At 62.3% G+C, this 25,677-nt stretch carries 31 protein-coding genes; 17 read left to right on the top strand and 14 right to left on the bottom strand.

Annotated features, from left to right (window positions below; genetic code table 11):
* Nucleotides 1-13: 13 nt before the first annotated feature.
* The 5 genes from CCOS864_RS21195 to CCOS864_RS21175 all read right to left on the bottom strand — a co-directional run bounded on the left by CCOS864_RS21195 (nucleotide 14) and on the right by CCOS864_RS21175 (nucleotide 4,753).
* Nucleotides 14-778, bottom strand: a complete 765-nt coding sequence (locus CCOS864_RS21195) for an SDR family oxidoreductase (RefSeq protein ID WP_115088510.1) — start codon at nucleotides 776-778, stop codon at nucleotides 14-16.
* Nucleotides 778-1,554: an ABC transporter permease gene (locus CCOS864_RS21190; RefSeq protein WP_045193442.1), complete on the bottom strand. Its 777-nt coding sequence runs from the start codon at nucleotides 1,552-1,554 to the stop codon at nucleotides 778-780. Before CCOS864_RS21190 ends, CCOS864_RS21195 begins: the two co-directional genes overlap by 1 nt.
* A 29-nt stretch (nucleotides 1,555-1,583) precedes the next feature.
* Nucleotides 1,584-2,582, bottom strand: coding sequence for an ABC transporter substrate-binding protein (locus tag CCOS864_RS21185; RefSeq protein WP_115088228.1), 999 nt, complete (start codon nucleotides 2,580-2,582; stop codon nucleotides 1,584-1,586).
* Between the two features lie 39 nt (nucleotides 2,583-2,621).
* Nucleotides 2,622-3,458, bottom strand: a complete 837-nt coding sequence (locus CCOS864_RS21180) for an ABC transporter ATP-binding protein (RefSeq protein WP_233673390.1) — start codon at nucleotides 3,456-3,458, stop codon at nucleotides 2,622-2,624.
* Nucleotides 3,459-3,868: 410 nt separating this feature from the next.
* Nucleotides 3,869-4,753, bottom strand: coding sequence for a DMT family transporter (locus CCOS864_RS21175; protein ID WP_115088226.1), 885 nt, complete (start codon nucleotides 4,751-4,753; stop codon nucleotides 3,869-3,871).
* 186 nt (nucleotides 4,754-4,939) lie between these two features.
* Here CCOS864_RS21175 and aceK point away from each other — a divergent pair, with 186 nt between their 5' ends.
* Nucleotides 4,940-6,661, top strand: coding sequence for a bifunctional isocitrate dehydrogenase kinase/phosphatase (aceK, locus tag CCOS864_RS21170; RefSeq protein ID WP_115088225.1), 1,722 nt, complete (start codon nucleotides 4,940-4,942; stop codon nucleotides 6,659-6,661).
* A 134-nt stretch (nucleotides 6,662-6,795) separates the two neighbouring features.
* Here the strand turns inward: aceK and CCOS864_RS21165 are convergent, their stop codons facing one another.
* Nucleotides 6,796-7,665: a DUF6279 family lipoprotein gene (locus CCOS864_RS21165; protein WP_115088224.1), complete on the bottom strand. Its 870-nt coding sequence runs from the start codon at nucleotides 7,663-7,665 to the stop codon at nucleotides 6,796-6,798.
* A gap of 145 nt (nucleotides 7,666-7,810) precedes the next feature.
* On the opposite strand from CCOS864_RS21165, the gene CCOS864_RS21160 reads away from it, so the two are divergent.
* Nucleotides 7,811-8,647: a CvfB family protein gene (locus CCOS864_RS21160; protein ID WP_115088223.1), complete on the top strand. Its 837-nt coding sequence runs from the start codon at nucleotides 7,811-7,813 to the stop codon at nucleotides 8,645-8,647.
* On the opposite strand, the gene CCOS864_RS21155 is transcribed toward CCOS864_RS21160, so the two are convergent.
* Nucleotides 8,648-9,028: a hypothetical protein gene (locus CCOS864_RS21155; RefSeq protein WP_115088222.1), complete on the bottom strand. Its 381-nt coding sequence runs from the start codon at nucleotides 9,026-9,028 to the stop codon at nucleotides 8,648-8,650.
* Between the two features lie 198 nt (nucleotides 9,029-9,226).
* Between CCOS864_RS21155 and CCOS864_RS21150 the strand changes: the two genes are divergently transcribed.
* A complete protein-coding gene (locus CCOS864_RS21150; protein ID WP_115088221.1) occupies nucleotides 9,227-9,643 on the top strand; it encodes a hypothetical protein in 417 nt (138 codons plus the stop codon).
* 14 nt (nucleotides 9,644-9,657) lie between these two features.
* Here CCOS864_RS21150 and CCOS864_RS21145 read toward each other — a convergent pair whose 3' ends face one another.
* Nucleotides 9,658-11,148 (bottom strand): right-handed parallel beta-helix repeat-containing protein, encoded by a 1,491-nt coding sequence (locus CCOS864_RS21145; RefSeq protein ID WP_115088220.1) that lies wholly within the window; start codon nucleotides 11,146-11,148, stop codon nucleotides 9,658-9,660.
* A gap of 235 nt (nucleotides 11,149-11,383) precedes the next feature.
* Between CCOS864_RS21145 and CCOS864_RS21140 the strand changes: the two genes are divergently transcribed.
* The 3 genes from CCOS864_RS21140 (at nucleotide 11,384) to def (ending at nucleotide 13,245) form a co-directional block, all read left to right on the top strand.
* Complete coding sequence (locus tag CCOS864_RS21140; RefSeq protein ID WP_115088219.1) at nucleotides 11,384-11,563, top strand: CsbD family protein; 180 nt, start codon at nucleotides 11,384-11,386, stop codon at nucleotides 11,561-11,563.
* Between the two features lie 166 nt (nucleotides 11,564-11,729).
* On the top strand, nucleotides 11,730-12,716 hold the full coding sequence (locus CCOS864_RS21135) for a YihY/virulence factor BrkB family protein (protein WP_038996548.1): 987 nt from the start codon (nucleotides 11,730-11,732) through the stop codon (nucleotides 12,714-12,716).
* The gene (gene def, locus CCOS864_RS21130) at nucleotides 12,706-13,245 is read left to right on the top strand and encodes a peptide deformylase (protein ID WP_115088218.1); all 540 of its coding nucleotides are present in this window, start codon (nucleotides 12,706-12,708) and stop codon (nucleotides 13,243-13,245) included. Before CCOS864_RS21135 ends, def begins: the two co-directional genes overlap by 11 nt.
* On the opposite strand, the gene CCOS864_RS21125 is transcribed toward def, so the two are convergent.
* Nucleotides 13,197-13,568, bottom strand: a complete 372-nt coding sequence (locus CCOS864_RS21125) for a GNAT family N-acetyltransferase (RefSeq protein ID WP_115088509.1) — start codon at nucleotides 13,566-13,568, stop codon at nucleotides 13,197-13,199. The genes def and CCOS864_RS21125 overlap by 49 nt on opposite strands.
* Before the next feature lie 366 nt (nucleotides 13,569-13,934).
* Here CCOS864_RS21125 and CCOS864_RS21120 point away from each other — a divergent pair, with 366 nt between their 5' ends.
* Complete coding sequence (locus tag CCOS864_RS21120) at nucleotides 13,935-14,192, top strand: DUF2790 domain-containing protein (RefSeq protein WP_115088217.1); 258 nt, start codon at nucleotides 13,935-13,937, stop codon at nucleotides 14,190-14,192.
* Nucleotides 14,193-14,291: 99 nt separating this feature from the next.
* Nucleotides 14,292-14,921 (top strand): lytic polysaccharide monooxygenase auxiliary activity family 9 protein, encoded by a 630-nt coding sequence (locus tag CCOS864_RS21115; protein ID WP_115088216.1) that lies wholly within the window; start codon nucleotides 14,292-14,294, stop codon nucleotides 14,919-14,921.
* A 6-nt stretch (nucleotides 14,922-14,927) separates the two neighbouring features.
* Here the strand turns inward: CCOS864_RS21115 and ada are convergent, their stop codons facing one another.
* The 3 genes from ada to CCOS864_RS21100 all read right to left on the bottom strand — a co-directional run bounded on the left by ada (nucleotide 14,928) and on the right by CCOS864_RS21100 (nucleotide 18,038).
* Nucleotides 14,928-15,989, bottom strand: coding sequence for a bifunctional DNA-binding transcriptional regulator/O6-methylguanine-DNA methyltransferase Ada (ada, locus tag CCOS864_RS21110; protein ID WP_115088215.1), 1,062 nt, complete (start codon nucleotides 15,987-15,989; stop codon nucleotides 14,928-14,930).
* Between the two features lie 76 nt (nucleotides 15,990-16,065).
* Entirely contained in the window at nucleotides 16,066-16,695 is a 630-nt protein-coding gene (locus tag CCOS864_RS21105) for a DNA-3-methyladenine glycosylase family protein (protein WP_115088214.1), read from the bottom strand.
* Nucleotides 16,695-18,038, bottom strand: coding sequence for an aminotransferase-like domain-containing protein (locus CCOS864_RS21100; protein WP_115088213.1), 1,344 nt, complete (start codon nucleotides 18,036-18,038; stop codon nucleotides 16,695-16,697). The genes CCOS864_RS21105 and CCOS864_RS21100 overlap by 1 nt, the downstream gene beginning before the upstream one ends.
* An 87-nt stretch (nucleotides 18,039-18,125) precedes the next feature.
* On the opposite strand from CCOS864_RS21100, the gene CCOS864_RS21095 reads away from it, so the two are divergent.
* The 9 genes from CCOS864_RS21095 (at nucleotide 18,126) to CCOS864_RS21055 (ending at nucleotide 24,080) form a co-directional block, all read left to right on the top strand.
* Entirely contained in the window at nucleotides 18,126-19,082 is a 957-nt protein-coding gene (locus tag CCOS864_RS21095; protein ID WP_115088212.1) for a threonine dehydratase, read from the top strand.
* A 57-nt stretch (nucleotides 19,083-19,139) separates the two neighbouring features.
* A complete protein-coding gene (locus CCOS864_RS21090; protein WP_115088211.1) occupies nucleotides 19,140-19,394 on the top strand; it encodes a type II toxin-antitoxin system HicA family toxin in 255 nt (84 codons plus the stop codon).
* Nucleotides 19,391-19,723 carry a type II toxin-antitoxin system HicB family antitoxin gene (locus tag CCOS864_RS21085; protein WP_010223090.1) on the top strand — a complete coding sequence of 111 codons (333 nt, stop codon included), beginning with the start codon at nucleotides 19,391-19,393 and terminating at the stop codon, nucleotides 19,721-19,723. Before CCOS864_RS21090 ends, CCOS864_RS21085 begins: the two co-directional genes overlap by 4 nt.
* A gap of 81 nt (nucleotides 19,724-19,804) precedes the next feature.
* On the top strand, nucleotides 19,805-20,464 hold the full coding sequence (locus CCOS864_RS21080) for a LysE family translocator (RefSeq protein WP_115088210.1): 660 nt from the start codon (nucleotides 19,805-19,807) through the stop codon (nucleotides 20,462-20,464).
* 298 nt (nucleotides 20,465-20,762) lie between these two features.
* Nucleotides 20,763-21,248, top strand: a complete 486-nt coding sequence (locus tag CCOS864_RS21075; RefSeq protein ID WP_115088508.1) for a GyrI-like domain-containing protein — start codon at nucleotides 20,763-20,765, stop codon at nucleotides 21,246-21,248.
* Between the two features lie 220 nt (nucleotides 21,249-21,468).
* Nucleotides 21,469-21,903, top strand: coding sequence for a YybH family protein (locus CCOS864_RS21070; RefSeq protein WP_115088209.1), 435 nt, complete (start codon nucleotides 21,469-21,471; stop codon nucleotides 21,901-21,903).
* Nucleotides 21,904-21,989: 86 nt separating this feature from the next.
* Nucleotides 21,990-22,334, top strand: coding sequence for a YciI family protein (locus CCOS864_RS21065; RefSeq protein WP_115088208.1), 345 nt, complete (start codon nucleotides 21,990-21,992; stop codon nucleotides 22,332-22,334).
* Nucleotides 22,335-22,353: 19 nt separating this feature from the next.
* Nucleotides 22,354-22,845 carry an SRPBCC family protein gene (locus CCOS864_RS21060; RefSeq protein WP_115088207.1) on the top strand — a complete coding sequence of 164 codons (492 nt, stop codon included), beginning with the start codon at nucleotides 22,354-22,356 and terminating at the stop codon, nucleotides 22,843-22,845.
* The gene (locus tag CCOS864_RS21055; RefSeq protein ID WP_115088206.1) at nucleotides 22,845-24,080 is read left to right on the top strand and encodes an RNA polymerase sigma factor; all 1,236 of its coding nucleotides are present in this window, start codon (nucleotides 22,845-22,847) and stop codon (nucleotides 24,078-24,080) included. Before CCOS864_RS21060 ends, CCOS864_RS21055 begins: the two co-directional genes overlap by 1 nt.
* A 3-nt stretch (nucleotides 24,081-24,083) precedes the next feature.
* Here CCOS864_RS21055 and CCOS864_RS21050 read toward each other — a convergent pair whose 3' ends face one another.
* Both CCOS864_RS21050 and CCOS864_RS21045 read right to left on the bottom strand, forming a co-directional pair.
* A complete protein-coding gene (locus CCOS864_RS21050) occupies nucleotides 24,084-24,554 on the bottom strand; it encodes a MaoC family dehydratase (protein WP_045187560.1) in 471 nt (156 codons plus the stop codon).
* Between the two features lie 34 nt (nucleotides 24,555-24,588).
* The gene (locus tag CCOS864_RS21045) at nucleotides 24,589-25,533 is read right to left on the bottom strand and encodes an alpha/beta hydrolase (RefSeq protein WP_115088205.1); all 945 of its coding nucleotides are present in this window, start codon (nucleotides 25,531-25,533) and stop codon (nucleotides 24,589-24,591) included.
* Nucleotides 25,534-25,677: the final 144 nt, after the last annotated feature.

Genomic DNA, 25,677 nt, shown 5'->3' with positions numbered 1-25,677 from the left:
GGTTTCTCCTTGGTCAAGGCATGACGAACCCGCCGTTGACCGGCAGGGTTTGTCCAGTGATGAAGCGCGACAGGTCGGACAGGGCGAACAGCACGGCGCCGCTGACGTCTTCTGGCAGTTGCGGGCGTTGGATCGCCCGTTGTTCGGTGTACAGGCGGTGGCGCGCCTCGGGCACATAGGCCGTGGCTTCCACCAGCACCAGGCCGGGGGCGATGGCATTGACGGTGATGTTGTCAGTGCCAAGTTCCCGGGCCAGGCTGCGGGTCATGGCGATGATCGCGCCCTTGCTGGCGACATACGCCAGCAGGTTCGGCGCGCCCCACAGCGGGGTGTCGGAGGCCAGGTTGATCACCGCACCCTTGCCGCTGACACGCAGGGCCGGCAGGCAGGCGCGGGTCATCAGCCAGGTGCCACGGACGTTGACCTGCATGACCTGGTCCCAGGTGTCGATGTCCAGTTGCTCGCAGGTCTTGCCGCCGGAGTTGGTGATCGAGGCGTTGTTGACCAGGCCGTCGAGGCCGCCCAGTGCGGCAACGGCCTCGGCGACGCAGGCATTGATCGATTCCGGGCTGCCCAGGTCGAGCGTCACGCCGGTCACCTGCAAGCCTTGTTCGCGCAGCTCGCAGGCCGCCTGCAGCACGCGCTCTTCGAGAATGTCGGCGATCACCACCCGGGCGCCGGCCTGGCCGATGGCCTGGGCGAAGGCATAGCCCAGGCCGCGGGCGCCCCCGGTGACCAGCACGCGGCGGCCTTCGAGCATGGAGTTGAATGGGCTCATCATTGGGTACTCAGCATGGCTTTGGGCAGGTAGTGCAGGACGCGTTTCTCGGCCCAGACCACCGCGCCGTAAGCCAGCACGCCGATCAGGGTGAGCATGACGATGGCGACGAAGACCCCGGCGGTGTTGCCCTGGCCTTCAGCGTCGACCAAGAGGAAGCCCAGGCCCTGGTTGCCGCCGACCAGCTCACCGACGGTGACGCCGATCACCGCCAGGGTCGACGCGATGCGCAGGCCGGAGAACAGCGCGGCCATGGCCGAAGGGAACTCCACCAGGCGGAAGATCTGCCAGCGGCTGGCGTTCATGGTGCGCACCAGGTTGATCATGTCCGGGTCAACCGTGCGGATCGCCGAGAGCACGTTGATCATCACCGGGAAGAACACGATGAGGATGGCGATGAGGATCTTCGGGTAGATGGTGTAGCCCAGCCACATCACGAACAGCGGCGCGAAGGCGACCTTCGGGGCGATCTGCAGGGCCAGGATGTACGGCGAGAGCATGGCTTCGGCCGACGGCGAAAGGCCCAGCGACACACCGATGGCCACGCCCAGCAGGGCGCCGAGGCCAAAGCCGACGATGATCTCGAAGGCGGTGATCAGGGTGTGTTGCAGCAGGCCGCTGGACTGCCACATGACCAGGCTTTCCTGGGCCACGCGGCTCAGTTGCGGCATGACGAACTCGGGCATGCCGAGCAGGCCGGGGCCCCACTGCCAGAGCAGCAGGAACAGGATCAGCAGGGCGACGCTGCCGAGCACGGAGGTGTTGAGGTTTCTCATCGGGCTAATACCTTGTTGTGCATCCAGGCTTATTGCGCGGCCGTGGTGGTTTCGATGAACCGGTTGCTGTAGAGCTCGTCGAGCTTGGGTTCCTTGGCGACGATGCCTTCGCTGACATAGAACTTGCGTACCGCGTCCAGGCGCGCCGGGTCGATGCGCCCGAGCACGCTCTGGTTGGCGTAGACGTGCTCGACATACAGGCGGAAGGTTTTCTCCAGCGCCGCTTCCTTGCCGGCGTAGGCCGGGACCGCCTTGGCGAAGGTGGCGGCGGCGGCTTTCGGGTCCTGGATGATGTCGCGCATGCCCTGCAGGGTGGCCTGGACCACGCCGCCGACCACTTGCGGCTGGTTGTTGATGGCGTCGTCCGAGGCGAGGATTGCCTGGGCCATGCTCTCGAAGATCTGGTTTTGCGGGATCAGGTTGATTTCCACCCCGGCTTCTTCGGCATTGACCACCCAGTCCGGTACGCCGGCCATGGCCTGGGCCTTGTTGGCCGAGAACAGCTGCCACACGCCCGACGGGCCGGCGGCCTGGATGTCGACATCGGTCTTGCTCAGGCCGGCCTTGCGCAGCGAGGCGAGCAGGGCGTAGTAGGTGGTGTCGGAGTAGGACATCACGGTCAGGGTCTTGCCCTTGAGGTCCTTGATCGACTGGATGTTCTCGCTTGCGTTGGTGGCGATCATGGTCACCCCGCCGGCACCGAGCACCGCCACCGCCCGCACCGGAATACCGTTGGCGCGGACCACGATCGGGGTATCACCGATGGCGCCGCCAAGCATGGCGTTGCCGGCACCGATCTGCTTGGCGACATCGACCCCGCCCTTGGCGGCGATGAAGGTCAGGTCCAGGTCCCTGGCACGGTAGTAGCCCTTTTCCTTGGCGATGATCCACGGCGCGAAGGCCGGCGAGTTGGGCGGCGCGGGCAGCAGGTAGGTGACCTTGGTCGGCTCTGCCTGGGCAGTGAGCGCCAGGCCAAGGCCCAGGGCGATGACCGAAGTCTGTGCCAGGCGTTGCAGGGACTTGAACATGCGTACTCCTGAATCGGTTGATGGGCCGGTGGCCGTTGATCAATGCAGTTCGGTGTCTTCGCCGACTTTCAGCAGTTCCATCAGGCGCCCGGCCAGCGGGCCGATTTCCGGCAGCTTGCGGCGCTCCAGCGGGTTGTCACGGAACGGCAGGTCGACGGTGATTTCTTCGATGATGGTGCCGGGGCGGGCGCTCATGACCAGCAGGCGGTCGGACATGGCAATCGCCTCGACCAGGTCGTGAGTGATGAACAGCGCGGTTTTCTTCTCTTCGAACAACATCCGCGCCAGGTCCTGTTGCAGGATCATCTTGGTCTGCGCATCGAGGGCCGAGAATGGCTCGTCGAGGAACAGCACCTGCGGGTCGATGGCGAGGGTCCGGGCCAGGGCGGCGCGCTGGCGCATGCCACCCGACAGCTGGAACGGGTAGTGGTCGGCAAAGCCTTGCAGGTGGCAGCGATTGAGCAGATCTTCGGCAATCGGCTGGCGCTTGGCGGCGGGCATGCCCTGGATTTCCAGGCCCAGCTCGACGTTGCGGCGGATACTGCGCCAGGGCATCAGCAGGTCTTTCTGCAACATGAAGGCCACCTTGCGCACCGGCCCGACCACCGCCTCGCCGCCGACGAAGACTTCGCCTTCGCTAGGGCGGTACAGGCCGGAGCCCATATTGAGGATGGTGCTCTTGCCGCAACCGGATGGGCCGATGATCGACACCACCTCGCCGCGGCGGATCTTGAAGTTCACCTCGCGAATGGCAAAGGGCGCCTCGGCCTTGCCCTTGGCCGGGAAACATTTACCGACGTTACGAAATTCGATTTCGGTCGGCTCCAGGTCTTCCTTGGAGTTCGGCGTATTCCATTGAGAGGGGATTGCGTACATCTCTTTCACAGCCATTGGGGAAGCTCTCTGGTCTGTTTTATAGGTGATACGCCGTTTAGTGCATGAACAATGCCAAATGTGTATTGGCCCTGTTTTATTTAAAAAGTGCTTATTTATTAGAGAGTTATTGGATTAAGGCAAAAACCTGTTTGTTTTATATATGAAACAAGGTTTTCTATATGGCACGAAATTGCACAACAACTGCGCGTGGCAATTGCTGGTGCAAGGAAAAGAGGCTTTTTTCGGTAACGGAAGTGAAAGGCTGGTTTCATGGGTGAAACCAGAACATCTGCAGGGTGGGAGCTGGCCTTGCCGGCGATCGAGCGCGCAGCGGTCGCAATTCAGTCAGCGGTTGAGGGTGCTGACTGTACCGGCCTCATCGCCGGCAAGGCCGGCTCCCACGGGACCCGTCAGGCGCGAGCCGGCTTGAGCACCAGCCACAACGCCACGGCAATCAACAGCCCGCCATACAGGTGCGCCATCGACAGCGGCTCATCCAGCAGCCAGGCGCCCCACAGCACACCGAAGGCCGGGATCATGAAGGTCACGGTGCTGGATTTGACCGGGCCGATCTCGCTGATCAGGCGGAAATAAAGGATGTAGGCAAAGGCGGTACACACCAGCCCCAGCCCCAGCAACGACGCCCATACCTGCCAGCCACCCCAGCTTGCCGGCGGCTGGGTCAGCACGCTGTAGCCGAACAACGGCAACAGCAGCAAGGTCGCGCCCATCATGCTGCCCAGCGCCGACAGCCGGCTGTCGAGGCCGCCTTGCTGGTCGAGCCAGCGCCGGGCGAGAAAACCGGCCAGGCCGTAGCAAGCGGTCGCCGCCAGGCACGAGAGGGCGCCTTGCAGCAGCTTGGCGTCGAACGCCACCGGGCCTGCACCACTGAGAATGCCAACCCCGAACAAGCCGAGAAAGATGCCGCCGAGCTTGGCCAGGGTCATCGGCTCGCGGAAGAGCAGCGCGCCAATCAGCACACCCATCAACGGCGTGGTGGCATTGAAGATCGCCGAGTAACCGGCTGGCAGCACCTGGGCCGCCACTGAATAAAGGGTGGCCGGTATCCCCGAGTTGATCATGCCCAGCACCAGGCAGGCCTTGAGCTTGCCATTGAAGTCCCAGCGCACCCGCAGCAGGGCAAGAATCACCAGCAGGCCGAGGCAGGCGATGGAGACGCGGAAAAACGCCGTGGGCAGGGTGCCGAGCACCGGCGCAATGATGCGCATGAACAGGAAGCTCGCCCCCCAGACAGCAGCGAGTATCAACAGGCGGGAAATGGCGATGGGGCTCATGGGCTCTCCGGGTCCTTTGGGGGCAGGGCGCGAGTTTACGTTACAAACCGGGCCATGCTCTCTCCCTTTCTTGCGCTTGAATTGCGCGCTCGGCGAGTTTGGCCGATACACCCGCGCCAACAGGCTTTCCCTGCCCGTGGCGACTGGCTAAGCTCAGGCTTTGACATTCCCGCAGAGGTCTGACGTATGCCCCAGCAATGGCCGGCCGCCGATATTGCCCGGATGATCCTCGATGGCTTCGACGATTACCGCGAACATTTCCGGCAGATCACCGATGGCGCCCGCGAGCGTTTCGAGCAGGCCCAGTGGCAACAGACCCAAAGCGCCTCGGCGGCGCGCATCAACCTCTATGAGGAAAAGGTCAGTGAGGTCAGTGGCTGGCTGCGTCAGGGTTTCGAGGACGAGGTGCTGCTCGATGTCTCGCTGTGGCCGCTGGTCAAGAGCGCCTATATAGGCCTGATCGACCCGCGCCTGGACGACGAACTGTCGGAGACCTGGTACAACTCGATCTTCTGCAGCCTGTTCAGCCATGACCTGATCAGCGATGGTTGCATGTTCATCCATACCACCCGGCCATCATTGCGCAGCCACGAACGGGCAGCGCAAACGCGCACCTACCGGCCGCAAAACGGCTTGAGCGCCCTGCTGGCGCAGATTTTTACCGACTACCGCTTCGATGTGCTGTATTCGGACCTTGCCGGCGACCTGGCGCGCCTTGACGCGCAGCTGCGGGAAAACCTGCCGGACTGGGTGTGCAAGGACCCGGCCCTGGCCATCGAGCTGTTTTCCCCGGTGCTGTACCGCAACAAGGGCGCCTACCTGGTCGGGCGCCTGTACACCCAGGACGAGCAATGGCCGCTGGTGATCCCGCTATTGCACCGCGAAGGCCACGGTATCGAGATCGATGCGCTGATCACCGACGAGGCCGAGGTGTCGATCATCTTCTCCTTCACTCGTTCCTACTTCATGGTCGATGTGCCGGTGCCGGCCGAGTTCGTCGGTTTTCTCAAACGCATCTTGCCGGGCAAGCACATTGCCGAGCTGTATACCTCGATTGGCTTCTACAAACACGGCAAGTCGGAGTTCTACCGGGCCCTGATCAACCACCTGGCCGGCACCGATGACCGTTTCATCATGGCGCCCGGCGTGCGCGGCATGGTCATGAGCGTGTTCACCCTGCCGGGCTTCAATACCGTGTTCAAGATCATCAAGGACCGCTTCTCGCCGTCCAAGAGTGTCGACCGCGCCACGGTGATCGAAAAGTACCGCTTGGTGAAAAGCGTCGACCGCGTCGGGCGCATGGCCGACACCCAGGAGTTCTCCGACTTTCGCTTCCCCTTGAGCAAGTTCGAGCCCGAGTGCCTGGCCGAACTGCTGGAAGTGGCGCCGTCCACCGTCGAAGTGCACGGCGACACCGTACTGATCCGCCACTGCTGGACCGAGCGGCGCATGACCCCGCTCAACCTTTACCTGGAAAACGCCAACGGCGCCCAGGTACGCGAAGCCCTGGAGGATTATGGCCTGGCCATCAAGCAACTGGCGGCGGCGAATATCTTCCCGGGTGACATGCTGCTGAAGAATTTTGGCGTTACCCGCCACGGGCGGGTGGTGTTCTACGACTACGACGAGATCTGCTTTCTCACCGAGGTCAACTTCCGCTACATCCCGCCGCCGCGTTTCCCCGAGGATGAAATGGCCTCCGAGCCCTGGTATTCGATCGGGCCGCTGGATGTGTTCCCCGAGGAGTTTCCGCCGTTTCTGTTTGCCGACAGTGGCCAGCGCCGCTTGTTCAGCCAGCTGCATGGCGAGTTGTACGACGCCGATTACTGGAAGAGCCTGCAGGCGGCGATCCGCGGCGGCAAGGTGATCGATGTGTTCCCGTACCGGCGCAAGTGCCGGGAGAGCTGAACACTGTGGGAGCTGGCTTGCCAGCGATCGAGCGCGAAGCGCTCGTATTCCAGGCGCCGCCTGCAGTGCAGGCTGTACTGGCCTCATCGCTGGCAAGCCAGCTCCCACAGGGGTTATGAGATGATTTCAGGGGGTCACCCCTTCAAGCACTTCAACTCGCTGAAACTCTGCCGCACCTGCCCAAGCTTCTGCCCCATGTACTGGCGCTGCTGCTCGCTGCTCTGCGCCATCACATCCACCAGCAACCGCCGCGCCTCCTGCTCGGTACGCTGGAAGGCTCTCCGGTACTCCGGGGTCCACAGGCTATCGCGTTTCTTCAGGAGGATTTCCAGGCGTGGCTCGAAGGTGTCGCTGTGGCGCTGGTCCATCGCCGCGCTGAACTGCGCCTGCCAATGGGCACGGTTGGCAATCCACTGGCGATTCTGCTCGCCCAGGCCCTGGGACCAGGTCATGATCCGCAACTTCTGTTGCGGGCTGAGCTCGCCCAGCCAGGTGCTCAGGCGCTTTTCCATGCGCTCTGCGCGGCGTTCGATCTGCCGCGCCAACGGCGTATTGACGTACTTGGCCTGACGTTCGCGGATGTCTTCGGCAAACGCCTCGCGCATTTCCCGCACCTGATCGTCGTCCATGCTGCGCAACAGCTCGGCGGCCGAGGGGGTGATCTGGTCGGCGACCTTGGCAATCGCTTGCCGGGCTTGCTGGGTGCGCACCTGCAGTTGCTGGTCGGTTACCGCATTGTTGGCGACCATCGTCTGGATTTCGTCGATCCAGGTCAGGTAACCGGGCAACTGCGTACGACAATGCCAGGCCAGTTGCTGTTTGAGCCGATCATTGAGCCAGGTCTTCTGCTGGCGGTTCATGCTCAGGTAGTCGTTCAGCGACCAGGGCACCAGCATGTCGAGGTTGCGGTAGGCCAGGTCGATACGGTTGCAGGCGACCACCAGCATGGCCGATATCACCAGCAACAGAACGGTGCGCAGGTACTTGGACAGGCTGGCGTACATGAGCGAATCCTTGCAAAGGCTTGCTTGTCTTTATAGAACAGGCCAGGCCCGCACGGTTCATTTTGCTGACAGGCCGTCATTGGCAACCGGGCGCAATCGCCGCTTCAGGTGTAGAATGCCCCGCTCGCAACGAGGATTTCCGGAAATGGCTTTAGTTGGGCGTTACAACACTTTGCAAGTGGTCAAGCACACAGACTTCGGTCTGTACCTGGACGGCGGGGCGGACGGCGAAATCCTCCTGCCTAACCGTTACATCCCCAAGGACACGCCCACCGAGGTCGAAGACTGGCTGAACGTCTTTGTCTACCTCGACAGCGAAGACAAGCTGATCGCCACCACGGAAAAGACCAAGTTGCAGGTCGGCGAGTTCGCCAGCCTCAAGGTCAAAGAGATCAACAGCATCGGCATCTTCCTCGACTGGGGCCTGCCCAAAGACCTGTTGATGCCGTACTCCGAAGAAAAGCGCCAGATGAAGGCCGGTGAGTACTGCGTGGTGCACGCTTATCTCGACAAGCGTACCCGCCGCATCACCGCCACCGCGCGCCTGGACCGTTACCTGGACAAGGTGCCGGCGACCTACAAGGTCGGCCAGGAAGTCGACTTGCTGGTGGCCGAAGAAACCCCGATGGGTTTCAAGGCGATCATCAACAACAAGCACTGGGGCCTGATTCACAAGAACGAAGTGTTCAAGTTCCTGCGTTCGGGCAAGCAGGAGAAGGGCTACATCAAGGAGCTGCGCAGCGACGGCAAGATTGCCCTGAGCCTGCAGCCCATCGGCCAGGACCTGGCCAACAGCCTGCACGACAAGATCCTCGCCAAGCTCAAGGACGCCAACGGCGTGCTGCCGGTCAGCGACAAGAGCGATCCGCAGCTGATCAGCGATCTGTTCGGGGTCAGCAAGGGCAACTTCAAGAAAGCCATCGGTGCCTTGTACAAGGATGGCCGCATCGTCATCCACGCCGACCGCATCGAACTGGCCTGATCAGACCTGCTTGAAGCCTGCGAAATTCAGGTTTTCACCGCCTGGGCGCAGGTCTTTGAGCAGCGAATCGCGATCGGCACTCAGCGCCAGGCTGATGGTCGAGCGGCGCTTGCCCGGGTGGCGCACTTCCATTTTTTCCTGATGCGCCTGCAGGTAGTTCACCGGCACCTTCAAATGCTGCAGCTCGTCGGTTTCCGGGGTGTGCAGCAGCAGGTTGACCCAGTCGGGCTGGCCCTTGCGCAGCAGCTTCACCGGCACATCGAACCACCACAGGCTGCGCTTGGTGTCGAGCACGGCAAACAGGGTGTTGTCGCTGTTGAGCACGGGTCTTTCCAGTTCCTGGTTGCGGCGGGCAATGGCGGTGGGTTTGTCGAGTTTCATGCAGGTTCCTACGGGTGACGCTTGAAAGGTCGCTTATTGTGCTGGGATTAACTTGAAACATAAAGCCGCCGTGGCAAGCGCAGGCGTGCGCGGAACTTATTTCCTGCTTTGATATCAATATGATGGCGCGCAATGGTGCGCCAGCCAATTGATCGACCAGCGCCAGGCGCCTCCCTGGCAACCCAAGGAAGAACGCAAATGAAAGTAGTGATTGCCCTGTTGTTGATGCTCAGTGGCTATGCCTATGCAGGGTGCGGCAGTATCGATGACCGCGATCAACGTGCCTACTGTTATGCCCGCGAAGGGGGCTCGTGCGGGAGTATCGATAACCGCGACCTGCGTGCCGCCTGTAATGCCGAAACCCAGGGCGGCAGCTGTGGCTCCATCGATGACCGTGACCAGCGCGCCTACTGCAATGCCAAGAAAGGCGGGAGTTGCGGGAGTATCGACAACCGCGACCTGCGTGCCGCCTGCAATGCCGAAACCCAGGGTGGCAGCTGTGGCTCGATCGACGACCGGGATCAGCGCGCCTACTGCAACGCCATGAAAGGCAGCAGTTGCGGCAGCATCGACAACCGCGATCTGCGCGCCCAATGCGATGCCAGGAAACACTGACCCCGCAACGGGGCTTAGCGGTTGGCGCTGGCCGTTGCTGGCGACAACGGCTGGCTCAGCGGTGAGGTGGCACCATCGGTGCGTGTCACCGTCGCGGTAAAGGCGCCGAACCGCTGCGCCTGTTCCAGCCGATAGTCGAAGTGCCCCTCGCCGCGTGCGTCAGTCGGCACCATCACTTCGCCCAGGTACTGCTCGGCTTCGCGGCCAGCGGCTTGCCCATTGGCGAATACTTCAACACGCAGCAGGCTGTGAGGCTCAGCATGGACCGTACCGCTCAAGCGACCGTCCTTGAGTTCAGTGAGCTGCGGTGCTGGCTGGTTACGGTTGGGCAACGGCTGGCAGCCTTCTACGGGCGCCTTGGCGTCGCAGATGATCGCCCGGTTGTTCGCCGACTGATCGACGCCAATCCCCCGTGAGCCCTCATAGATCGCATGCTCAAGCGCCGGTACGCCAAAGACGATGGCCCCGGTGCGCTGCTCGGCAATGCACGAGCCACCGGCTTGGCAGCGACGGATGTCCTTGCCGTTGTCCCAGATGCGGTTGGCGCTCAGGCGGTTGCTGGTGGTGGTTGGCTCCGGGCGCAGGGCCACGCCGATGCGGTTGCCATGGATCAGGTTGCCGTCAAGGATATTACCGGCGCCGCTGACGCTGACCCCGATCGAGTTGCCGGTAAAGGTGTTGGCGGCCAGGTAATTGCGCTGGCCCCAGTTGATCTGCAAGCCGTCCGAGTAGTTCTCGAAACGATTGCGCACCACGCTGTTGTCGTTGCCCCAGAGTATTTCGATGCCCTGGGACGGTTCCGGGTTGGCCTCGGTGGAGCGGAACAGGTTGTCAGCCACCAGGTTGAACGCCGCGCCGCGGGTCAGTTCCAGGCCATCGCCATTATCGATCAGCTGGTTGCGCAGCACCTTGTTGTTATTGGTGGTGGTCGCGGTCGGGTTGCCCTGGCCATCGTCGCCGGTGAGCATGATCCCGGCACCGCCCTTGTTGGCGACGATGCGGTTGTCTTCGATGACGTTGTTGCTGGCGCGGTTGAGCAGGATGCCGATGCAGAAATTACGCACTTCCAGGCCGGAAATGTGCACGCCCTGGGTGTCACGCAGCACCAGCCCGGGGCCGGTGGTGGTGCGTACATTGGTGCCGAACTGGCCGGGTACGGCGCCGGGGCAGGCCTGGGTGCCGTCGCCGATGATGTAGGCCGAGCCGTCGATGGCGATGAACTGGCCGTCGCGGGCCCAGGCCGTGCCTTCGATGCTTACCGGGCCCTGGATCGGCGGCAGCGGCGAGGCTGGCTTGATCAGGTACGGGGGCTTGCCTACCGGGCGGATTTCGATCCGGTACTGGCCGGGCTTTTCGTTGTTGCGCTCGATCGCCCAACGCAGGCTGCCGGGCTGTTGGTCATCGGCGTATCGATCGACCACCAGCGTGGTCAGGGCCGTTGCCGGTGCGGCGGCAATGGCGGACAGAGGCAGCAAAAGGGCTGCCAGCAGGGGCGTGACGCGCATGGGCAAAGGTTTCCGCAGTCGGCTGTTGTTGTTATAGCGCAGGCGCAAAAAGCCTGCAGCGTGGCTGTCGATTCTAGGATAAGCCTTTGCGATTCAGCGGCTTGCTTGAGCGAATCGGGGCGATATTCGCCCGCTGTTTTGCCAGCGGGCAAATAATTGAAACTCTCGCAACAGGCCATGGGTCCACAGACTGTCGACTCTGACCGCGTGTTATTTCCCCTTCAGGAGAACTCCCATGAGTGGCACTAAAGACAAAGTAAAAGGTATGGCCAACGAGGCTGTTGGCAACGTCAAGCAAGGTGTTGGCAAGGTGACCGACAACGACAAGCTGCGCGCCGAGGGCAAGGCCCAGGAACTCAAGGGCGAAGCTCAGCAAGCGGTTGGCAAGGTCAAGGACGCCATGAAGAAGCCTTGAACCTGTGTGCAGGGTAGGACGACGGCCATCCTCGGGTGGCCGTTGTGCTATCTGCAGCAATCAGTCGCAACTGTGAGGCGATCGTCGATTAGACTTCAGGTCGAACCTGTCTGATAAGTGTTTGAGGAACTTTGCCCATGACCCTCGAGCGGCGAAAGGAGACGCTATGATTTTCCCCGACCTGCGCGGCTTGCCGTTGCACCGTGTGCTGGTGCGCACAGTCAAGGAGTTTCTCGATGACGAGATGTCCACCTACGCCTCGGCGCTGGCTTACCAGATGCTGTTTTCGCTGTTTCCCTTCCTGCTGTTCCTGATCGCCCTGATCGGCTTCCTGCATTTGCCGGATTTCTTCTCCTGGCTGCGCCTGCAGTCTGAACTGGTATTGCCGCCCCAGGCGCTGGAGCAGGTCAACCCGGTGATCGACCAGTTGCAGCAATCCAAGGGCGGTTTGCTCTCGGTGGGTATCGTCATCGCCCTGTGGACCGCGTCAGCCGGTGTGCGGCTGATGATGAGCGCGATGAACGCCGCCTACGACGTGGTCGAAGGGCGCCCGGTGTGGAAGCGTATCCCGTTGTCGGTGATCTACACCGTCGGCATTGCCGGCATGCTCCTGGCGGCTGCCGCACTGATGGTGCTGGGGCCGCAGGTGATGGAGTGGATTGCCTCGCAGATCGGCATGCAGGAGTTCATCGTCACCTTGTGGACCGTGCTGCGCTGGCCGGCAATCATCATTCTGATGATGGTCGCGGTGGCCCTGATCTATTACGTGATGCCCGACGTTAAGCAGAAGTTTCGCTTCATTACCCCCGGTTCGGTGCTGGCGGTAGTGGTGTGGATCATCGCGTCCTTGGGCTTCGGTTATTACGTCAAGACTTTCGCCGACTACAACGCCATGTACGGCAGCATCGGGGCGATCATTGTCCTGCTGTTGTACTTCTATATCTCCGCTGCGGTGTTGTTGCTGGGCGCGGAGATGAATGCGGTGATCGAGCATATGTCCGAGGAAGGCAAGGACCCCGGCGAAAAAGACTTTGATGGTGTCGCCCACGAGCATGATAAAAAGCATGTTTCCGGGCTTGGCCGCGATCATTCACTCGATCATGAAACCACGCCTGCCAGCGAACCCCTGAGTCGAAGCCAGCATGATTCATGACATCCTGAAAATGGGCGATGAGCGCTTGCTGCGCATCGCCCCGCCTGTGCCGAAGCACATGATCGGCAGCACCGGGCTTGAGCGACTGATCGCCGACATGTTCGAAACCATGGAGCATGTCGGCGGTGTTGGCCTGGCCGCGCCGCAGATCGGTATCGACCTGCAACTGGTGATCTTCGGTTTCGAGCGCAGCGAGCGCTACCCGGATGCCGAGGCGGTGCCGCGCACCATTCTGCTCAATCCGCTGATCACACCCTTGGGCACCGAGGTCGAGGACGGCTGGGAAGGCTGCCTGTCGGTGCCGGGGCTGCGTGGTGTGGTGCCGCGCTACCAGCGGATCCGTTACGAAGGCATCGATCCGCAGGGGCAGCCGATAGTGCGCAACGCCGAAGGTTTTCATGCCCGGGTGGTGCAGCATGAGTGCGATCACCTGATCGGCCGCCTTTACCCCTCGCGCATCCACGATTTCAGCCGCTTCGGTTATACCGAGGTGCTGTTCCCCGGGCTGGACCCGGCCAGCGACGACTGAATCCGCGTCATCGCCAACAGGGGCTTGCTGCGCTGGTAGCGGGCCAGGCGCTCGGCCAGAGTGGCGGGCAGGGCGTCGCTGGTGCTGAACGCCAGCCGCTCGTAGAAGCCCACCAGAGCCGGATGGCAAAACAACCAGATGTCCCCTTGCAACTCGCTCGCGGCCGCTTCGATCAGCTGGCGGGCGACCCGTTGGCCGCGCCAGGCGGGCGCGACGAACAACCCGGTCAGCCAATGGCCGCCTGGTACTTGGCTCAGGCACAAGGCAGCGACGATCTCATCGGCCCTGGCTACCCAAAGCTGGCCCTGGGCAGCCGCGCGCATGGGCGAACCCTGGTTTCGGTAGAATTTATTCAGCAGGGGCCGCTCGGCGGCGGGCAGCGGGCAATAGCGTAACAAGGTCACTGGTTTGATCTGGCAAAGGCTCTACCCCGGGCTTTTACACGGGAAGGCGAAAAGTGTCGAGGGCGTTGTGTCGGGCTTATTGTTGCACAGGCGGTAACAGTGAATGTCCGGCTTCGCGATTTAACCGCCCGAAGTACCTTGTAAACTAACCACATCCCACGGAATAAGTTGTAGTGGGGTCGGTACTTCGTGTTATGTCCCATTGCTTGATATAACAACTTCTCCGCGCCCTTATTGGCAAATGAAGTCAATCGATTAGTTTGATTGCTTTGCAGGCCTATTATCATGAAAAGTTTATTTGCACTTGCCCTGGTTGCCATGTCGTCGTTCGCCCTGGCGGATGAAATCAATAGTGCTGCTGCGCAACCTGTTGTTGAGCAGTATGACTACAGCACTAACCTGGATATTGCCAAAGTCATCAGTTTGTCGACCATTCCCAATGTCTGTGAAGTGGTACCGGCAACCATGACCTACGAAGACCATCAGGGTCAGCGCCACACCATCGCATACCGCGCCATGGGCGACGGCTGCAGCAACGGTTGATACCGTTTGGCGCCTCTGGGTTGCGCATTGCAGGGCTTGAGCTAGGGTGAATCGTGTCCAGGGTGGACAGGTTTTTCTATCTCACAAGGAGTGAATGCAATGAACAGCCCTGAAAAGAATCTGCGTCACGGTCGGGTCATTTCACCGGCCAGCCGTGGTTCCAAGACTGTCGAACTGGGATTGCTCGGCAACTGGCAAGTCAACGAAATGGAAGGCGGTAAAAACTTCCCCAGCCTGGTGGGTGGGCCGGTACCCGCGCCCTTCCAGTCGGATGTCGCCAGTGTCGTGCCACCGGCGGATGGATATATTCTAAGTGGCGGCAAAGAGGATGCTCGCGACGTCGTCAATTACACCAATGCCGAAATGTCCGCCAAACTGGGCTCGCCCTTTACCTGGCCGTTGTTGAATGTCACGCCAGGCCAGACCTTTCATGTGAAGTGGGAATACACGGCCCCGCACACCACCCGTGGCTATCGCTGGTTTATTACCAAAGATGGATGGGATGTGAACAAACGCATCAGTCGTGCCCAGCTCGAGACGGCGCCGTTTGCCGACGACCTCTATCCGTATACGCCGTATTTCGATCATAAGGACAAGCTTAAGGCCAAGGTCGAACACGAGGTCAAGCTACCCGGCAACAAGCGCGGCCATCACGTCATCGTCCTGCTGTGGCTGGTCGCTGATACCGGCAACGCCTTCTACCAGGCCTTCGACGTCAACTTCCAGTAACCCGCCTCACTGGCTCTCGCGCGCCAGTAGCTCACGCTTGCGCTCCACGCCCCAGCGGTAGCCCGAGAGGTTGCCATCGCTGCGCACCACCCGGTGACACGGGATGGCCACAGCCAGGGCGTTGGCCGCGCAGGCCTGGGCCACGGCGCGCACAGCCCTGGGGGAGCCAATCCGCTGGGCGATCTCGGCATAGCTGGCAGTGCTGCCGGCCGGGATCGCCCGCAAAGCCTGCCAGACCCGCTCCTGGAACGCTGTGCCGCGCAGGTCCAGTGGCAAATCCAGGCCGATGCCCGGCACCTCGATAAAGCCCACGACCCTGGCAATCAGGCTTTCGAAGCCTTCGTCGCCGCCGATCAGGTTGGCCTTGGGGAATTTGTCCTGCAGGTCATTGAGCAGCGCCTGCGGATCGTCACCGAGCAGGATTGCGCAAATCCCCCGTTCACTCTGCGCCACCAGAATTGCCCCCAACGTGCACTGGCCGATGGCAAAGCGGATGTCGGTATTGGCACCGCCGTCACGATAGGCGCCCGGGGTCATGCCCAGGCGTGCATTGCTCGATTCGTAGAAGCGGCTGTTGGAGTTGAACCCGGCCTCGTACAAGGCGTCGGTGACCGTTGCCGACTGCTGCAGTTGAGTGCGTACCTTGCGCGCACGGTGGGCCGTGGCATAGGCCTTGGGCGTCAGCCCGGTCACGGCTTTGAACACCCGGTGAAAGTGGAACGGGCTCATCTTCAGCTGTTCAGCCAGCTGGTTCAGGCTGGGCGCCGGGTCGGCGCTTTCGATCAAGGTGCAGGCGCGGGTGACCTGGGCCCGGTGCTGTTCGGCGACATCGGTCTGGTTGGCGCCGCGGCGCTTGCTCGGCCGGTAGCCGGCGGCTTCGGCCAGTTCGGCAGTGTCGAAGAATTCGACGTTGTCGATGCGCGGCAGGCGCGAGGTGCTGCTCGGCCGGCAGTAGACGCCCGTGGTACGCACGGCATAGACGAAGGCCTGGTCCGCAGCCGGGTCGCGGGCCAGGATGGCCTGCCAGCGCGGGTCGGATTCGCTGATCCGTGGTTTGCCTGTACTCATGACGGTTTGCTCCTGGCGGTGATCGATGGGTTCAGGCTACGGGTTCGGGCTACAGGAATAACTCCGGGTCTTGCGTTCAAACTCGCTTGGCCGGTACGCGCCAGAGGTACCAGGCGGCAACGGTCCGGTAGGGGCTCCAGCGCTTGCCCAGGTCGATCATTTGCCGGCGCGTCGGCTGCGTCTCCAGGCCTTGCAAGCGGCGGTAGCCCTCGCGCACACCGAAGTCGTCGGCCGGCAGGATGTCCATGCGTTCCAGGGTATAGATCAGCAGCATCTCGACGGTCCAGCGGCCTACGCCACGCAGGTTGATCAGGCGCTCGACCAGCGCTTCATCTTCCAGTACCGAGGCCTGTTGGTAGTCTGGCACCCGCCCTTCGACACGTGCCTTGGCGATACCCTGGATGGTTGCCAGTTTGCTCGCCGAGAATCCGCAGCCGCGCAATTGCTCCGGGGTGGTCGCCAGCACCTGCTCGGGGCTGGGAAACCCGCACCCCGGGTAGAGCGCCAGAAAGCGTCCGAGAATCGCATCGCCCGCCTTGGCATGCAGTTGCTGGTAGGCAATGGCCCGCACCAGTGCCTGATACGGGTCACGGGTGGGTTTGGGTTGATGCAGGCAAGGGCCCACCGCCTCGATGTGTGCGGCCCACTGCGGGTCCATCGCGGCGAGGTAGGTTTGCGCCTCGGTATAGAAAGCGTGCTTGCTCATCAGGCCTCCAGTGCCTTTGCCACGTGCTCCAATGCCTGCTTGAGTTCGGCCCGGCTGGCAGCCGCCGACAGGCTGATGCGGATCGCTGCCAGGTCATGCTGTTTTACCGCGAACACCTCGGCTGGCACCACCGCCACGCCATTGGCCCGGCAAGCCTCGGTCAAGCGTGCGGCGCTGTGCCCGGCCTTGACCCAGATGTGTGGGGCAGGCTGGCTGCTGTTGACCAGGTAGCTGCCCAGAATCCTGCAGGCCAGGCGCCAGCGTTGGCGGACTTCCTCGCGCTGCCAGGCCAGACGCCTTTGCGCCGTGCTATCGGCAATCCAGCGACAGGCAATCTGCAGGTTCAGCGGCGACACCTGCCAGTGAGTGGCCTGGGCATGGGGATCGACCTGCGCCAGTAACGCCGGGTCAGCCACGATCCAGCCCAGGCGCAGGCCGGCGCCGACGGTTTTCGACAGGCTGCTGATCAACAGGCCGCGCCGCCCGAGCAACCGCCACAGCGGTGGCTGGTCGGTCAGCGCACCGTAGACATCGTCTTCGATCACCAGCAGGTCATGCCGCTCGACCACCTCGGCAATCGCCTGCTGGCGAGCGCTGCTCATGCATGCACCGGTAGGGTTGTGCAGGCTCGGGGTCAGCACCATGACGCGCGCGCCGGTGGCACGGGCGACCCGATCCAGATCATCGGCAACAATGCCCTGATCGTCCAGGGCGATGCCATGCAGCGGCAGGCGCAATTGCCGGCAGGCGGCCTTGATGCCGGGGGCCGTGAGAGCTTCGACCAGCACTGCTTCGCCCGGTTGGCACAGTGACAGCAAGGTCGTGAACAAGCCCTGCTGGGCGCCGCCGCACAGCAGCAGTTGCCGGTCGTTCAGTTGCAGGCCGCGATTGGCCAGCCAGGCGGCGCCGTGCACACGGCCGCGCAGCAACTCTTCGGCGCTCAGGTAATGGTCCAGGCAGCCCGCCTGACCGTCCTGCAACAACGCCTGCAAGGTCGTTTCGCTGTCGCGGTTGGCCGGGTCGATCACGGGCACATTGGTCGACAGGTCGATCAGGCTTGATTGCACGTCGCGCTGCTTGAGGCGAAACAGCGTAGCCTCCTTGCTGCCGGCCAGCACATAGGTGCCACGCCCGACTTCGCCCGAGACCAGGTGCCGTGCCGCCGCCTCGCGGTAGGCCTGCTGAGTGGTGCTGGGGTTCAGCCCCAGGTTCCAGGCCAGGCGCCGTTGTGGCGGCAGACGTTCGCCGACTTTCAGCTCGCCGCGCTCGATGGCGGCGGCAATAGCGTCGACCAGGGCCAGGTAGCGCGGCTGGGCATCCTCGGTGAGGGCAGGGGTCCACATTTATTGTTGGCCATGCAATATAAGAATTTACCCATACAATGCGCGGCGACTAGGATCAGGTCAAATCCGATCCTGCCGAGGTGCTTCATGTTCGATCTGCCTGCCCTGCGCGATGCTGCCCGCCTGGTTCATGCCAGCGTACCCGCCACCCCGCAATATGCCTGGCCGCGCCTGGCGCAACGGCTGGGCTGCGAGGTCTGGGTCAAACATGAAAACCATGCACCGACCGGCGCCTTCAAGGTGCGCGGCGGGCTGATGTATGTGCAGTGGTTGCTGGCGCAAAAGCCGACGGTTCGCGGCCTAGTCACCGCGACCCGTGGCAACCACGGCCAGAGCATGGCGCTGGCCGCACGCAATGCCGGGCTGCCGATCATCATCGTGGTTCCCGAAGGCAACTCACAGGAGAAGAACGCGGCGATGCGTGCCCTTGGCGCCCAGTTGATCGAGCACGGCGCCGACTTTGACCAGTCCCGCGAAGAGGCCGCGCGCCTGGCCCAGCTGCACGGCTACGAGAGCGTCCCGCCGTTTCACCCCGAGTTGATCCGCGGCGTCGCCACCTATGCGCTGGAGCTGCTGGAAGCGGTACACGAGCTGGATTGCGTCTACGTACCGATCGGCATGGGCTCGGGCATATGCGGCCTGATCCAGGCGCGCAACCTGCTTGGCCTGCGCACCGAGATCGTCGGCGTGGTGTCCAGCGCCGCGGACGCTTTTGCCCAGAGCCTGGAGCAGGGCCGCATCGTCACCACCGCCACGGCCAACACCTTCGCCGACGGCATGGCCTGCCGTATGCCGTTGCCCGAAGCCTTCGAAATCATCCGCCAGCACGCCGCGCGCATCGTGCGCGTCAGCGATGAGGAAATTGCCCAGGCGATGCGCATCTACCACGAAGACACCCACAACACCGCTGAAGGCGCAGGCGCCGCCGGGCTTGCCGCGCTGATCCAGGAGCGAGAGCGCCAGCAGGGGTGCAAGGTGGCGGTGATTCTCAGCGGGGCGAATATTGATCGGCAGCGGTATGCGCAGGTATTGGCGGGTGATTGAAAAATCCTGAATTGAAGCATTGGAAAAAGTGCTATCTTATTTTGATAGCATTTTCCGATGAACAATCGATATCGAACGATCCTCGACAGCATCTTCCGCACACCGACCAGCGCCAGCCTGGTGTTTACCGACATCGAGGCGCTAGTGCTGTACCTGGGCGGGCAAGTGCAGGAACGTGAGGGCTCCAGGGTCAAGTTGATCCTGGGTGATCAGCTTTGGCGCTGTCACCGGCCGCACCCGGGCAAAGAGGCCAAGCGATATCAGGTGGAAGAAGCCCGCGAGTTTCTTCTACGGGCAGGAGTTCAACCATGAACACTATGAGCTACAAGGGCTACACCGCCCGAGTCGAATACGACCCACGGGACGATATTTTCGTCGGTCGTGTCCTGGGTGTGCGTGACATCATCAGCTTCCACGCCAGCGCCGTCAGGCAGTTGCACGAGGCGTTTCACCTGGCGCTGGATGACTACCTGGCCGATTGCGCCGAGCGTGGGGTCAAGCCGGAAAAACCCGCTTCCGGCAAGGTCATGCTGCGTATCAGGCCAGAAGTCCACGCCGCGGCGACCATCGCAGCTCAGTCGGCAGGCAAGAGCCTCAACCAATGGGCCGATGAAGTTTTTGAGCGTGCAGCACAAGCCTGAATAAAGGCAATTTCTTCCAATACAGCCCGGCGAAAAACCGTTTAAATAGCGCCTGCCCTCAACAGCGGTTACGGAACGTCGATGCCTTTTTCAAATGGATTTCTGCTGAGTTTGTCGTTGTGCCTGGATATCGGCATTGCCAATATCGCCATGATCACCCTGGCCATGCAGCGGGGGTTCCTGCAGGGCTTCTGGCTGGGGCTGGGCACCTGTGTCGGTGATCTGCTGTATGCCATTGCGGCGTTGGCGGGGATGACCGTGTTGCTGCAATTTGAAACGGTACGCTGGGTGCTGTGGCTGGGCGGGTCGGTGTTGCTGGTGTGGTTTGCCATCAAGATGCTGCTGGCGGCGCTGCGCGGCAACACCCACCTGGAGACCCGTGGCGAGGTGGTCGTGGAATCGGGCTGGCGCGAGTTCATGCGCGGGATCTTCCTGGCCATGTCGTCACCCAGCGCCATTCTCTGGTTTGCCGCGGTCGGCGGGGTGCTGATTTCCCGTTCCGGTGGCGGCAGCCTGTTCGAAGCCGGGCTGTTTCTCTCCGGCTTCTTTGCCGCCGGGCTGATCTGGTGCCTGTCGTTGTGCGGCATTGCCAGCCATGGCGGGCGGTTGTTGGGTGACCGCTTGCTGACCTGGTCGTACCTGCTGTCGGCGGGCATCTTCTGTTATTTCGCCGGCTACGTGGTTCTTTCCGGTTACCGCGAGTTCATCCTCGCCGTGCCTGCGGCCACCCCGGGTCTATAATGATTCGAGACACCGGTGCGCAGGTGCCGTCAGGCAGGAGGATCTTCGATGAAAGGTCTTGATGCGAAAAAGATGACGAAGAAAAAACCACTGAAAACCGCCAAAGAAAAACACGCCGCCAAACGCGCCAAACGCTCCGGCGACAGTTTTCTTCCGCAATAAGGCCAAGAGCTCCGCAAGGGGCTCTTTTCGTCCGGGGCAGAACCTCAAGCAGATTACGAGAATGGGCAATTGCCGCTACTCTAGCGGTGGGTACGGATGCGCTGTGCCCATTACCCTGGCGAACGAGGCAAAGGACATGACTCTGCAGACTCCCCCGATCAAACCCGCGCGTTTCGAAGATGGTCGTACCTTCACGGTTGCCGGACTTGGTAAGCGCTATGGCCAGGCCACCCTCCAGCAAATCCCCACCCTGTGGCACCGCTTCGAGCAGCACATTGGCCGGGTACCCGGGCAGGTGGGCGAGGAAGCCTACGGGGTGTGCTGCAACGGTGATGGCAAAGGCAATTTCGACTATATCGCCGGGGTTGAAGTGCAGGGCACTGAGCCGCTGCCTGCAGAGTTTCGGCATGTCGAGCTCAAGGCCCGGCGTTATGCGGTGTTTGAGCACCACGGTAGCCTCGACAATCTCAAGGCTACCTTTCAGGCAATCTGGCAGGACTGGGTGCCGGTGTCCGGCGAAACCGTGGCCAACGCGCCTGAGTTCGAGCGTTATGGCCGGGACTTCAACCCCAACGACAGCCACAGCGTGATGGAAATCTGGTTACCTTTGGAAGACAAATGATCGAACGCTGTAGCGCTGCACAACAAGCCAGGCGCTTTGGCCCGATTACCCGCTGGAGGACCACCGTCAGTCTTTTCTGGTTCTTCGCGTATGTGATCCTTGGGTTGGGTTTCTGAGGCTCGCAATCAGTTTCCCCAGTCTGTCGATTTCAGCCGCTGCCATTCGACCATCTGTGAACGCGCCGAGTTGTTCGGCGCCTGATCGCGCAGAGGACACGACCATGAACAGCGCCGCCGAGAACGAAATCCGCCAACTCATCGAACAATGGCTTCCCGCAGTACGCTCGCGGGATGTCGAGGCCATTACCGCGCCTTACGCCGAGAACATTCGCGCTTTTGATGCGATCCAGCAATTGCAGTTCCAAGGCAAGGCCGCCTATCGCGCCCACTGGCAGGCCTGCATGGATCACTGCCCCGGCGAAATGATCTTCGAAATCGAGCAATTGCAGATCCAGGCCACCCCGGAACTGGCTTTGGCCCACTGGCTCAATCGCTGTGGCCCGGCCAGCAGCGAAGGGGGTGAGGATCAAGGCTGCTACATGCGCGCGACCGTGGGCTACCAGCGGATCGACGGGCAATGGAAGGTGATTCATGAGCACTGGTCAGCGCCGTTCGACATGGAATCAGGTGCCGCGCTGTTCTCGCTCAAGCCTTGAGCTTAGAACCCCGAGAGTTATGCCGAATCGCGCTTTCTAAGGCGGTGTGATCTACCGCCATAGTATCCCCAGCTGTGGAGACGACGATGAAATACCTGTGCCTGGTCTACTGTGACGAAAGTCTGCTGCATAGCTTGCCCGAAAGCCCGGCCGACGCCGAGTGCATGGCCTACGCCGAATCGATCCAGGGCAGCGGCCGAATGCTCGCCGCGGAGGCGCTCAAACCGGTGCAGACCGCAACCACCGTGCGTGTGCGCGGCGGGCAGATGAGCCTGACCGACGGCCCTTTCGCCGAAACCAAGGAGCAACTGGCCGGCTTCTATCTGGTTGATGCGCGGGACTTGAACGAGGCCTTGAACATTGCCCGCGGCATTCCCGCTGCGCGGGTCGGCAGTGTCGAGGTGCGGCCAATCCGCGAGTTGCAACCCTGAAACCAAGGAGAACAACACGATGAGCCTTCTACACCCCGAGCAGCCCAAGGCGCAGCATGAGCTGTCGTTGACGCGTCTGATCGACGCGCCGCGGACCAAGGTGTTTCGCGCCTGGACCGAGCCGCAACTGCTTGCCCGGTGGTGGGGCCCCAACGGCATGACTACGCCGGAATGCGAAATGCAGCTGTGGGTGGGCGGCTTGTTTCGTACTGTGATGCGTGCACCTGACGGCAGCGAGTATCCGAATCAGGGGGTGTTTCTGGAGATCGTGCCGCCGGCGCGGATCGTCTTTACCGATGCTTTCGGCCCGGGTTGGGTCCCGTCGAACAAGGCTTTCATGACCGTTGTCGTGACCTTCGACGACATTCACGGCAAGACCCAGTACACCGCCCGCGCCTGGCACTGGAGTGCCGCCGATTGCCAGGCCCACGAAGAGATGGGCTTTCACCGTGGCTGGGGTGAGAGCCTGGATCGCCTGGTGGCGCTGGTGACTACGCAGATGCCCGACTGATGGCCACGCTTGCTACGGTACGGGCACAACTGGAGACGGTCTATCGCCAGGAGTCGCGGCGCATCCTGGCGACACTGATTCGCCTGCTGGGCGACTTCGACCTGGCTGAAGAGGCCATGCACGAAGCATTTTTCATTGCCGTCGAACGCTGGCAGCGTGACGGTATTCCTGCCAGCCCCAGGGCCTGGCTGGTGTCCACCGGGCGCTTCAAGGCGATCGACAGCCTGCGCCGGCGTGCGCGTTTCGACCGCTCCCAGGCGCAGTTGGTGCAGGCGCTGGAGTCGCTCGAGGAGGCTCAGGTGAATGACGAAGAGCTGGAGGACGACCGCCTGCGCCTGATCTTCACCTGCTGTCACCCGGCGCTGGCCGCCGATGCCCAGGTGCCGCTGACCTTGCGCGAAGTCTGTGACCTGACCACCGAAGAAATCGCCCGCGCGTTTTTGCAGAGCCCGGCGACCATCGCCCAGCGCATCGTCCGCGCCAAAGCCAAGATCCGCGATGCGCGAATTCCCTATCAGGTGCCGTCTCTGGCCGAACTGCCGGAGCGTCTTGATAGCGTGTTGCGGGTGATCTACCTGGTGTTCAACGAAGGCTACTCGGCGTCTTCGGGGGAGAGCCTGATGCGCCACGACCTGAGCGATGAAGCGATCCGCCTTGGGCGTTTGCTCCAGCAATTGCTGCCCGATCCGGAAGTGCTCGGCCTGCTGGCGCTGATGCTCCTGCAGGCTTCGCGGCAGCAGGCGCGCAGCGATGCCCAGGGCGAGCTTGTGCTGCTGGATGAGCAGGACCGCAGGCTGTGGAACCGTGAACTGATTGCCGAAGGCTGCCAGCTGGTGCAGCAGGCCCTGCGTAGCCAGCAGTTTGGCGTCTATAGCTTGCAGGCAGCGATTGCCGCCGTGCATGCGCAAGCGGCCAGTGCCGAGGACACGGACTGGGCAGAGATCGTCGGTCTGTACGATGTACTGTGGCAGCGCTGGCCGTCGCCGGTGGTCGAACTCAACCGCGCCGCTGCCCTGGCCCGGCGCGATGGCGCCCAGGCGGGGTTGGCGGCGGTGGAGGCGATTCTGGCCCGCGGTCAGTTGCAGGACTACCACCTGGCCCATTCGGCCCGCGCTGAACTGTGCCGCCAGCTAGGCCTGCTGGGTCAAGCCCGCGAGGCCTATTGCAGAGCTCTCGAACTGACCCGTCAGGGCCCCGAGCGGCGCTTTATCGAGCGCCGCCTGAGCGAGTTGTGACACTCAGCCGATGGTGATCGGCGGCGGGCTGACCAGCTCGACCGTCTGTTGCTTGCGCGGGGCGAGAATCTCGGCCTCGCCGTCAACCACCAGCTCGTCGTTCTGGTTGAATACGCGGGTGGCGATGCGCACCTTGAACTTCGGCAGTTTCTCGAGGATTTCCAGGCGCACGGTCAGGGTGTCGCCGAACTTGACCGGCTTCTGGAAGCTCATGGTCTGGCCCAGGTAGATGGTGCCCGGTCCAGGCAGTTCGCAGGCCACCGCGGCGCTGATCAGCGCGCCACTGAACATGCCGTGGGCGATGCGCTCCTTGAACATGCTCTTGGCCGCGAACTCGGCATCCAGGTGCACCGGGTTATGGTCACCGGACATTGCAGCGAACAGCTGGATGTCACGTTCTTCGACGGTCTTGCTGAAGCTGGCGGTCTGGCCGACTTCGAGGGCTTCGTACGGGGTGTTGGTGACCTGGGTCATCGCTTGGCTTTCCTTCTATCGTGCGGGGCGGTCGTCATTCGCTGCGGGCGGGGCGGCCAATGGCCAGGGCCTGGTCCAGCCAGTCGATGATGGCGGCCGTGACCTCGTCACGGTTGGTTTCGTTGAGCAGCTCATGCCGCGCCTGGGGGTAGAGCTGCAGCTGCACATGCTGATTGCCGGCCAGGCGCAAGGCACCCGCCAGATCCTTGAGACGCTTGCCGGCACTGACCGGATCACATTCACCGCCCATCACCAGGATCGGCAGGTTCGGATCGATCTGCGCCAGGTTACGCGGCTGGCTGATTTGCTCCAGGCCCATCAGCAGGTCGATCCACAAACGGTTGCTGCAGCGAAAGCCGCACAACGGATCGGCAGCATACTTGTCGACTTCGTCGTTGTCGCGGCTGAGCCAGTCGAAGGCGGTGCGGTTGGGCTTGAAGGCCTTGTTGAACGAGCCGAACGACAACCACTCGATCAGCGCGCTGTGCCCCAGCGGACCCTGGCGCCAGGCTTCGAAGCGGGCAAGCAGGCAAGCCGTTCGGTACAGGGCAGGGGGTTGGAAGTTCGAGCCGCTGAGAATCGCGCCTTGCAGGCTGGCGCCATGGTGCATCAGGTAAGCCTGGGCGATGTAGCTGCCCATGCTGTGGCCAAACAGGAATACCGGTGTGCCCGGAAACTGCTGGCCGATGTGCTGGCTGAGCGGGCCCAGATCGTTGACTACGCTGTTCCAGCCATTGTGTCGGGCGAACAGGCCTAAAGTGCCAAGTTCGGCGGTGCGCCCATGGCCGCGCTGGTCATGGGCGAACAGGGCATAGCCGGCCTTGCTGAGCGCCTCGCCCAGGCGTTGATAGCGCCCGGCATGCTCGGCCATGCCGTGGGCCAGCAGCACCACCGCCTTGATCGGCGTGGCCGGCAGCCATTGATAAACGTAGAGGCTGCAGTGATCGCTGGCCGGAAGCCAGAACGCGTCGTGGTGCATGGCGGGTCCTTGTGCACGCAAGTCGGTGAGTCAGCACAGTGTATAACCCAGGCACACAATCGCAGGGTCATCAGCAATAAGATTCACAATGTTAATGACAGCGCTTGGCGTATTTGCCACCTGCGACATACCTGCTAACGTCGG

Source organism: Pseudomonas wadenswilerensis, assembly GCF_900497695.1.
Classification (GTDB): Bacteria; Pseudomonadota; Gammaproteobacteria; order Pseudomonadales; family Pseudomonadaceae; genus Aquipseudomonas; species Aquipseudomonas wadenswilerensis.
The sequence above is the reverse complement of the archived record's forward strand: the minus strand, read 5'-3'. Positions and strand labels throughout refer to the sequence as shown.

Coding starts and splice junctions, on each gene's coding strand:
- CCOS864_RS21195 (WP_115088510.1), bottom strand. CDS start 778: ATGAGCCCATTCAACTCCATGCTCGAAGGCCGCCGCGTGCTGGTCACC.
- CCOS864_RS21190 (WP_045193442.1), bottom strand. CDS start 1,554: ATGAGAAACCTCAACACCTCCGTGCTCGGCAGCGTCGCCCTGCTGATC.
- CCOS864_RS21185 (WP_115088228.1), bottom strand. CDS start 2,582: ATGTTCAAGTCCCTGCAACGCCTGGCACAGACTTCGGTCATCGCCCTG.
- CCOS864_RS21180 (WP_233673390.1), bottom strand. CDS start 3,458: ATGTACGCAATCCCCTCTCAATGGAATACGCCGAACTCCAAGGAAGAC.
- CCOS864_RS21175 (WP_115088226.1), bottom strand. CDS start 4,753: ATGAGCCCCATCGCCATTTCCCGCCTGTTGATACTCGCTGCTGTCTGG.
- aceK (WP_115088225.1), top strand. CDS start 4,940: ATGCCCCAGCAATGGCCGGCCGCCGATATTGCCCGGATGATCCTCGAT.
- CCOS864_RS21165 (WP_115088224.1), bottom strand. CDS start 7,665: ATGTACGCCAGCCTGTCCAAGTACCTGCGCACCGTTCTGTTGCTGGTG.
- CCOS864_RS21160 (WP_115088223.1), top strand. CDS start 7,811: ATGGCTTTAGTTGGGCGTTACAACACTTTGCAAGTGGTCAAGCACACA.
- CCOS864_RS21155 (WP_115088222.1), bottom strand. CDS start 9,028: ATGAAACTCGACAAACCCACCGCCATTGCCCGCCGCAACCAGGAACTG.
- CCOS864_RS21150 (WP_115088221.1), top strand. CDS start 9,227: ATGAAAGTAGTGATTGCCCTGTTGTTGATGCTCAGTGGCTATGCCTAT.
- CCOS864_RS21145 (WP_115088220.1), bottom strand. CDS start 11,148: ATGCGCGTCACGCCCCTGCTGGCAGCCCTTTTGCTGCCTCTGTCCGCC.
- CCOS864_RS21140 (WP_115088219.1), top strand. CDS start 11,384: ATGAGTGGCACTAAAGACAAAGTAAAAGGTATGGCCAACGAGGCTGTT.
- CCOS864_RS21135 (WP_038996548.1), top strand. CDS start 11,730: ATGATTTTCCCCGACCTGCGCGGCTTGCCGTTGCACCGTGTGCTGGTG.
- def (WP_115088218.1), top strand. CDS start 12,706: ATGATTCATGACATCCTGAAAATGGGCGATGAGCGCTTGCTGCGCATC.
- CCOS864_RS21125 (WP_115088509.1), bottom strand. CDS start 13,568: ATGCGCGCGGCTGCCCAGGGCCAGCTTTGGGTAGCCAGGGCCGATGAG.
- CCOS864_RS21120 (WP_115088217.1), top strand. CDS start 13,935: ATGAAAAGTTTATTTGCACTTGCCCTGGTTGCCATGTCGTCGTTCGCC.
- CCOS864_RS21115 (WP_115088216.1), top strand. CDS start 14,292: ATGAACAGCCCTGAAAAGAATCTGCGTCACGGTCGGGTCATTTCACCG.
- ada (WP_115088215.1), bottom strand. CDS start 15,989: ATGAGTACAGGCAAACCACGGATCAGCGAATCCGACCCGCGCTGGCAG.
- CCOS864_RS21105 (WP_115088214.1), bottom strand. CDS start 16,695: ATGAGCAAGCACGCTTTCTATACCGAGGCGCAAACCTACCTCGCCGCG.
- CCOS864_RS21100 (WP_115088213.1), bottom strand. CDS start 18,038: ATGTGGACCCCTGCCCTCACCGAGGATGCCCAGCCGCGCTACCTGGCC.
- CCOS864_RS21095 (WP_115088212.1), top strand. CDS start 18,126: ATGTTCGATCTGCCTGCCCTGCGCGATGCTGCCCGCCTGGTTCATGCC.
- CCOS864_RS21090 (WP_115088211.1), top strand. CDS start 19,140: ATGAACAATCGATATCGAACGATCCTCGACAGCATCTTCCGCACACCG.
- CCOS864_RS21085 (WP_010223090.1), top strand. CDS start 19,391: ATGAACACTATGAGCTACAAGGGCTACACCGCCCGAGTCGAATACGAC.
- CCOS864_RS21080 (WP_115088210.1), top strand. CDS start 19,805: ATGCCTTTTTCAAATGGATTTCTGCTGAGTTTGTCGTTGTGCCTGGAT.
- CCOS864_RS21075 (WP_115088508.1), top strand. CDS start 20,763: ATGACTCTGCAGACTCCCCCGATCAAACCCGCGCGTTTCGAAGATGGT.
- CCOS864_RS21070 (WP_115088209.1), top strand. CDS start 21,469: ATGAACAGCGCCGCCGAGAACGAAATCCGCCAACTCATCGAACAATGG.
- CCOS864_RS21065 (WP_115088208.1), top strand. CDS start 21,990: ATGAAATACCTGTGCCTGGTCTACTGTGACGAAAGTCTGCTGCATAGC.
- CCOS864_RS21060 (WP_115088207.1), top strand. CDS start 22,354: ATGAGCCTTCTACACCCCGAGCAGCCCAAGGCGCAGCATGAGCTGTCG.
- CCOS864_RS21055 (WP_115088206.1), top strand. CDS start 22,845: ATGGCCACGCTTGCTACGGTACGGGCACAACTGGAGACGGTCTATCGC.
- CCOS864_RS21050 (WP_045187560.1), bottom strand. CDS start 24,554: ATGACCCAGGTCACCAACACCCCGTACGAAGCCCTCGAAGTCGGCCAG.
- CCOS864_RS21045 (WP_115088205.1), bottom strand. CDS start 25,533: ATGCACCACGACGCGTTCTGGCTTCCGGCCAGCGATCACTGCAGCCTC.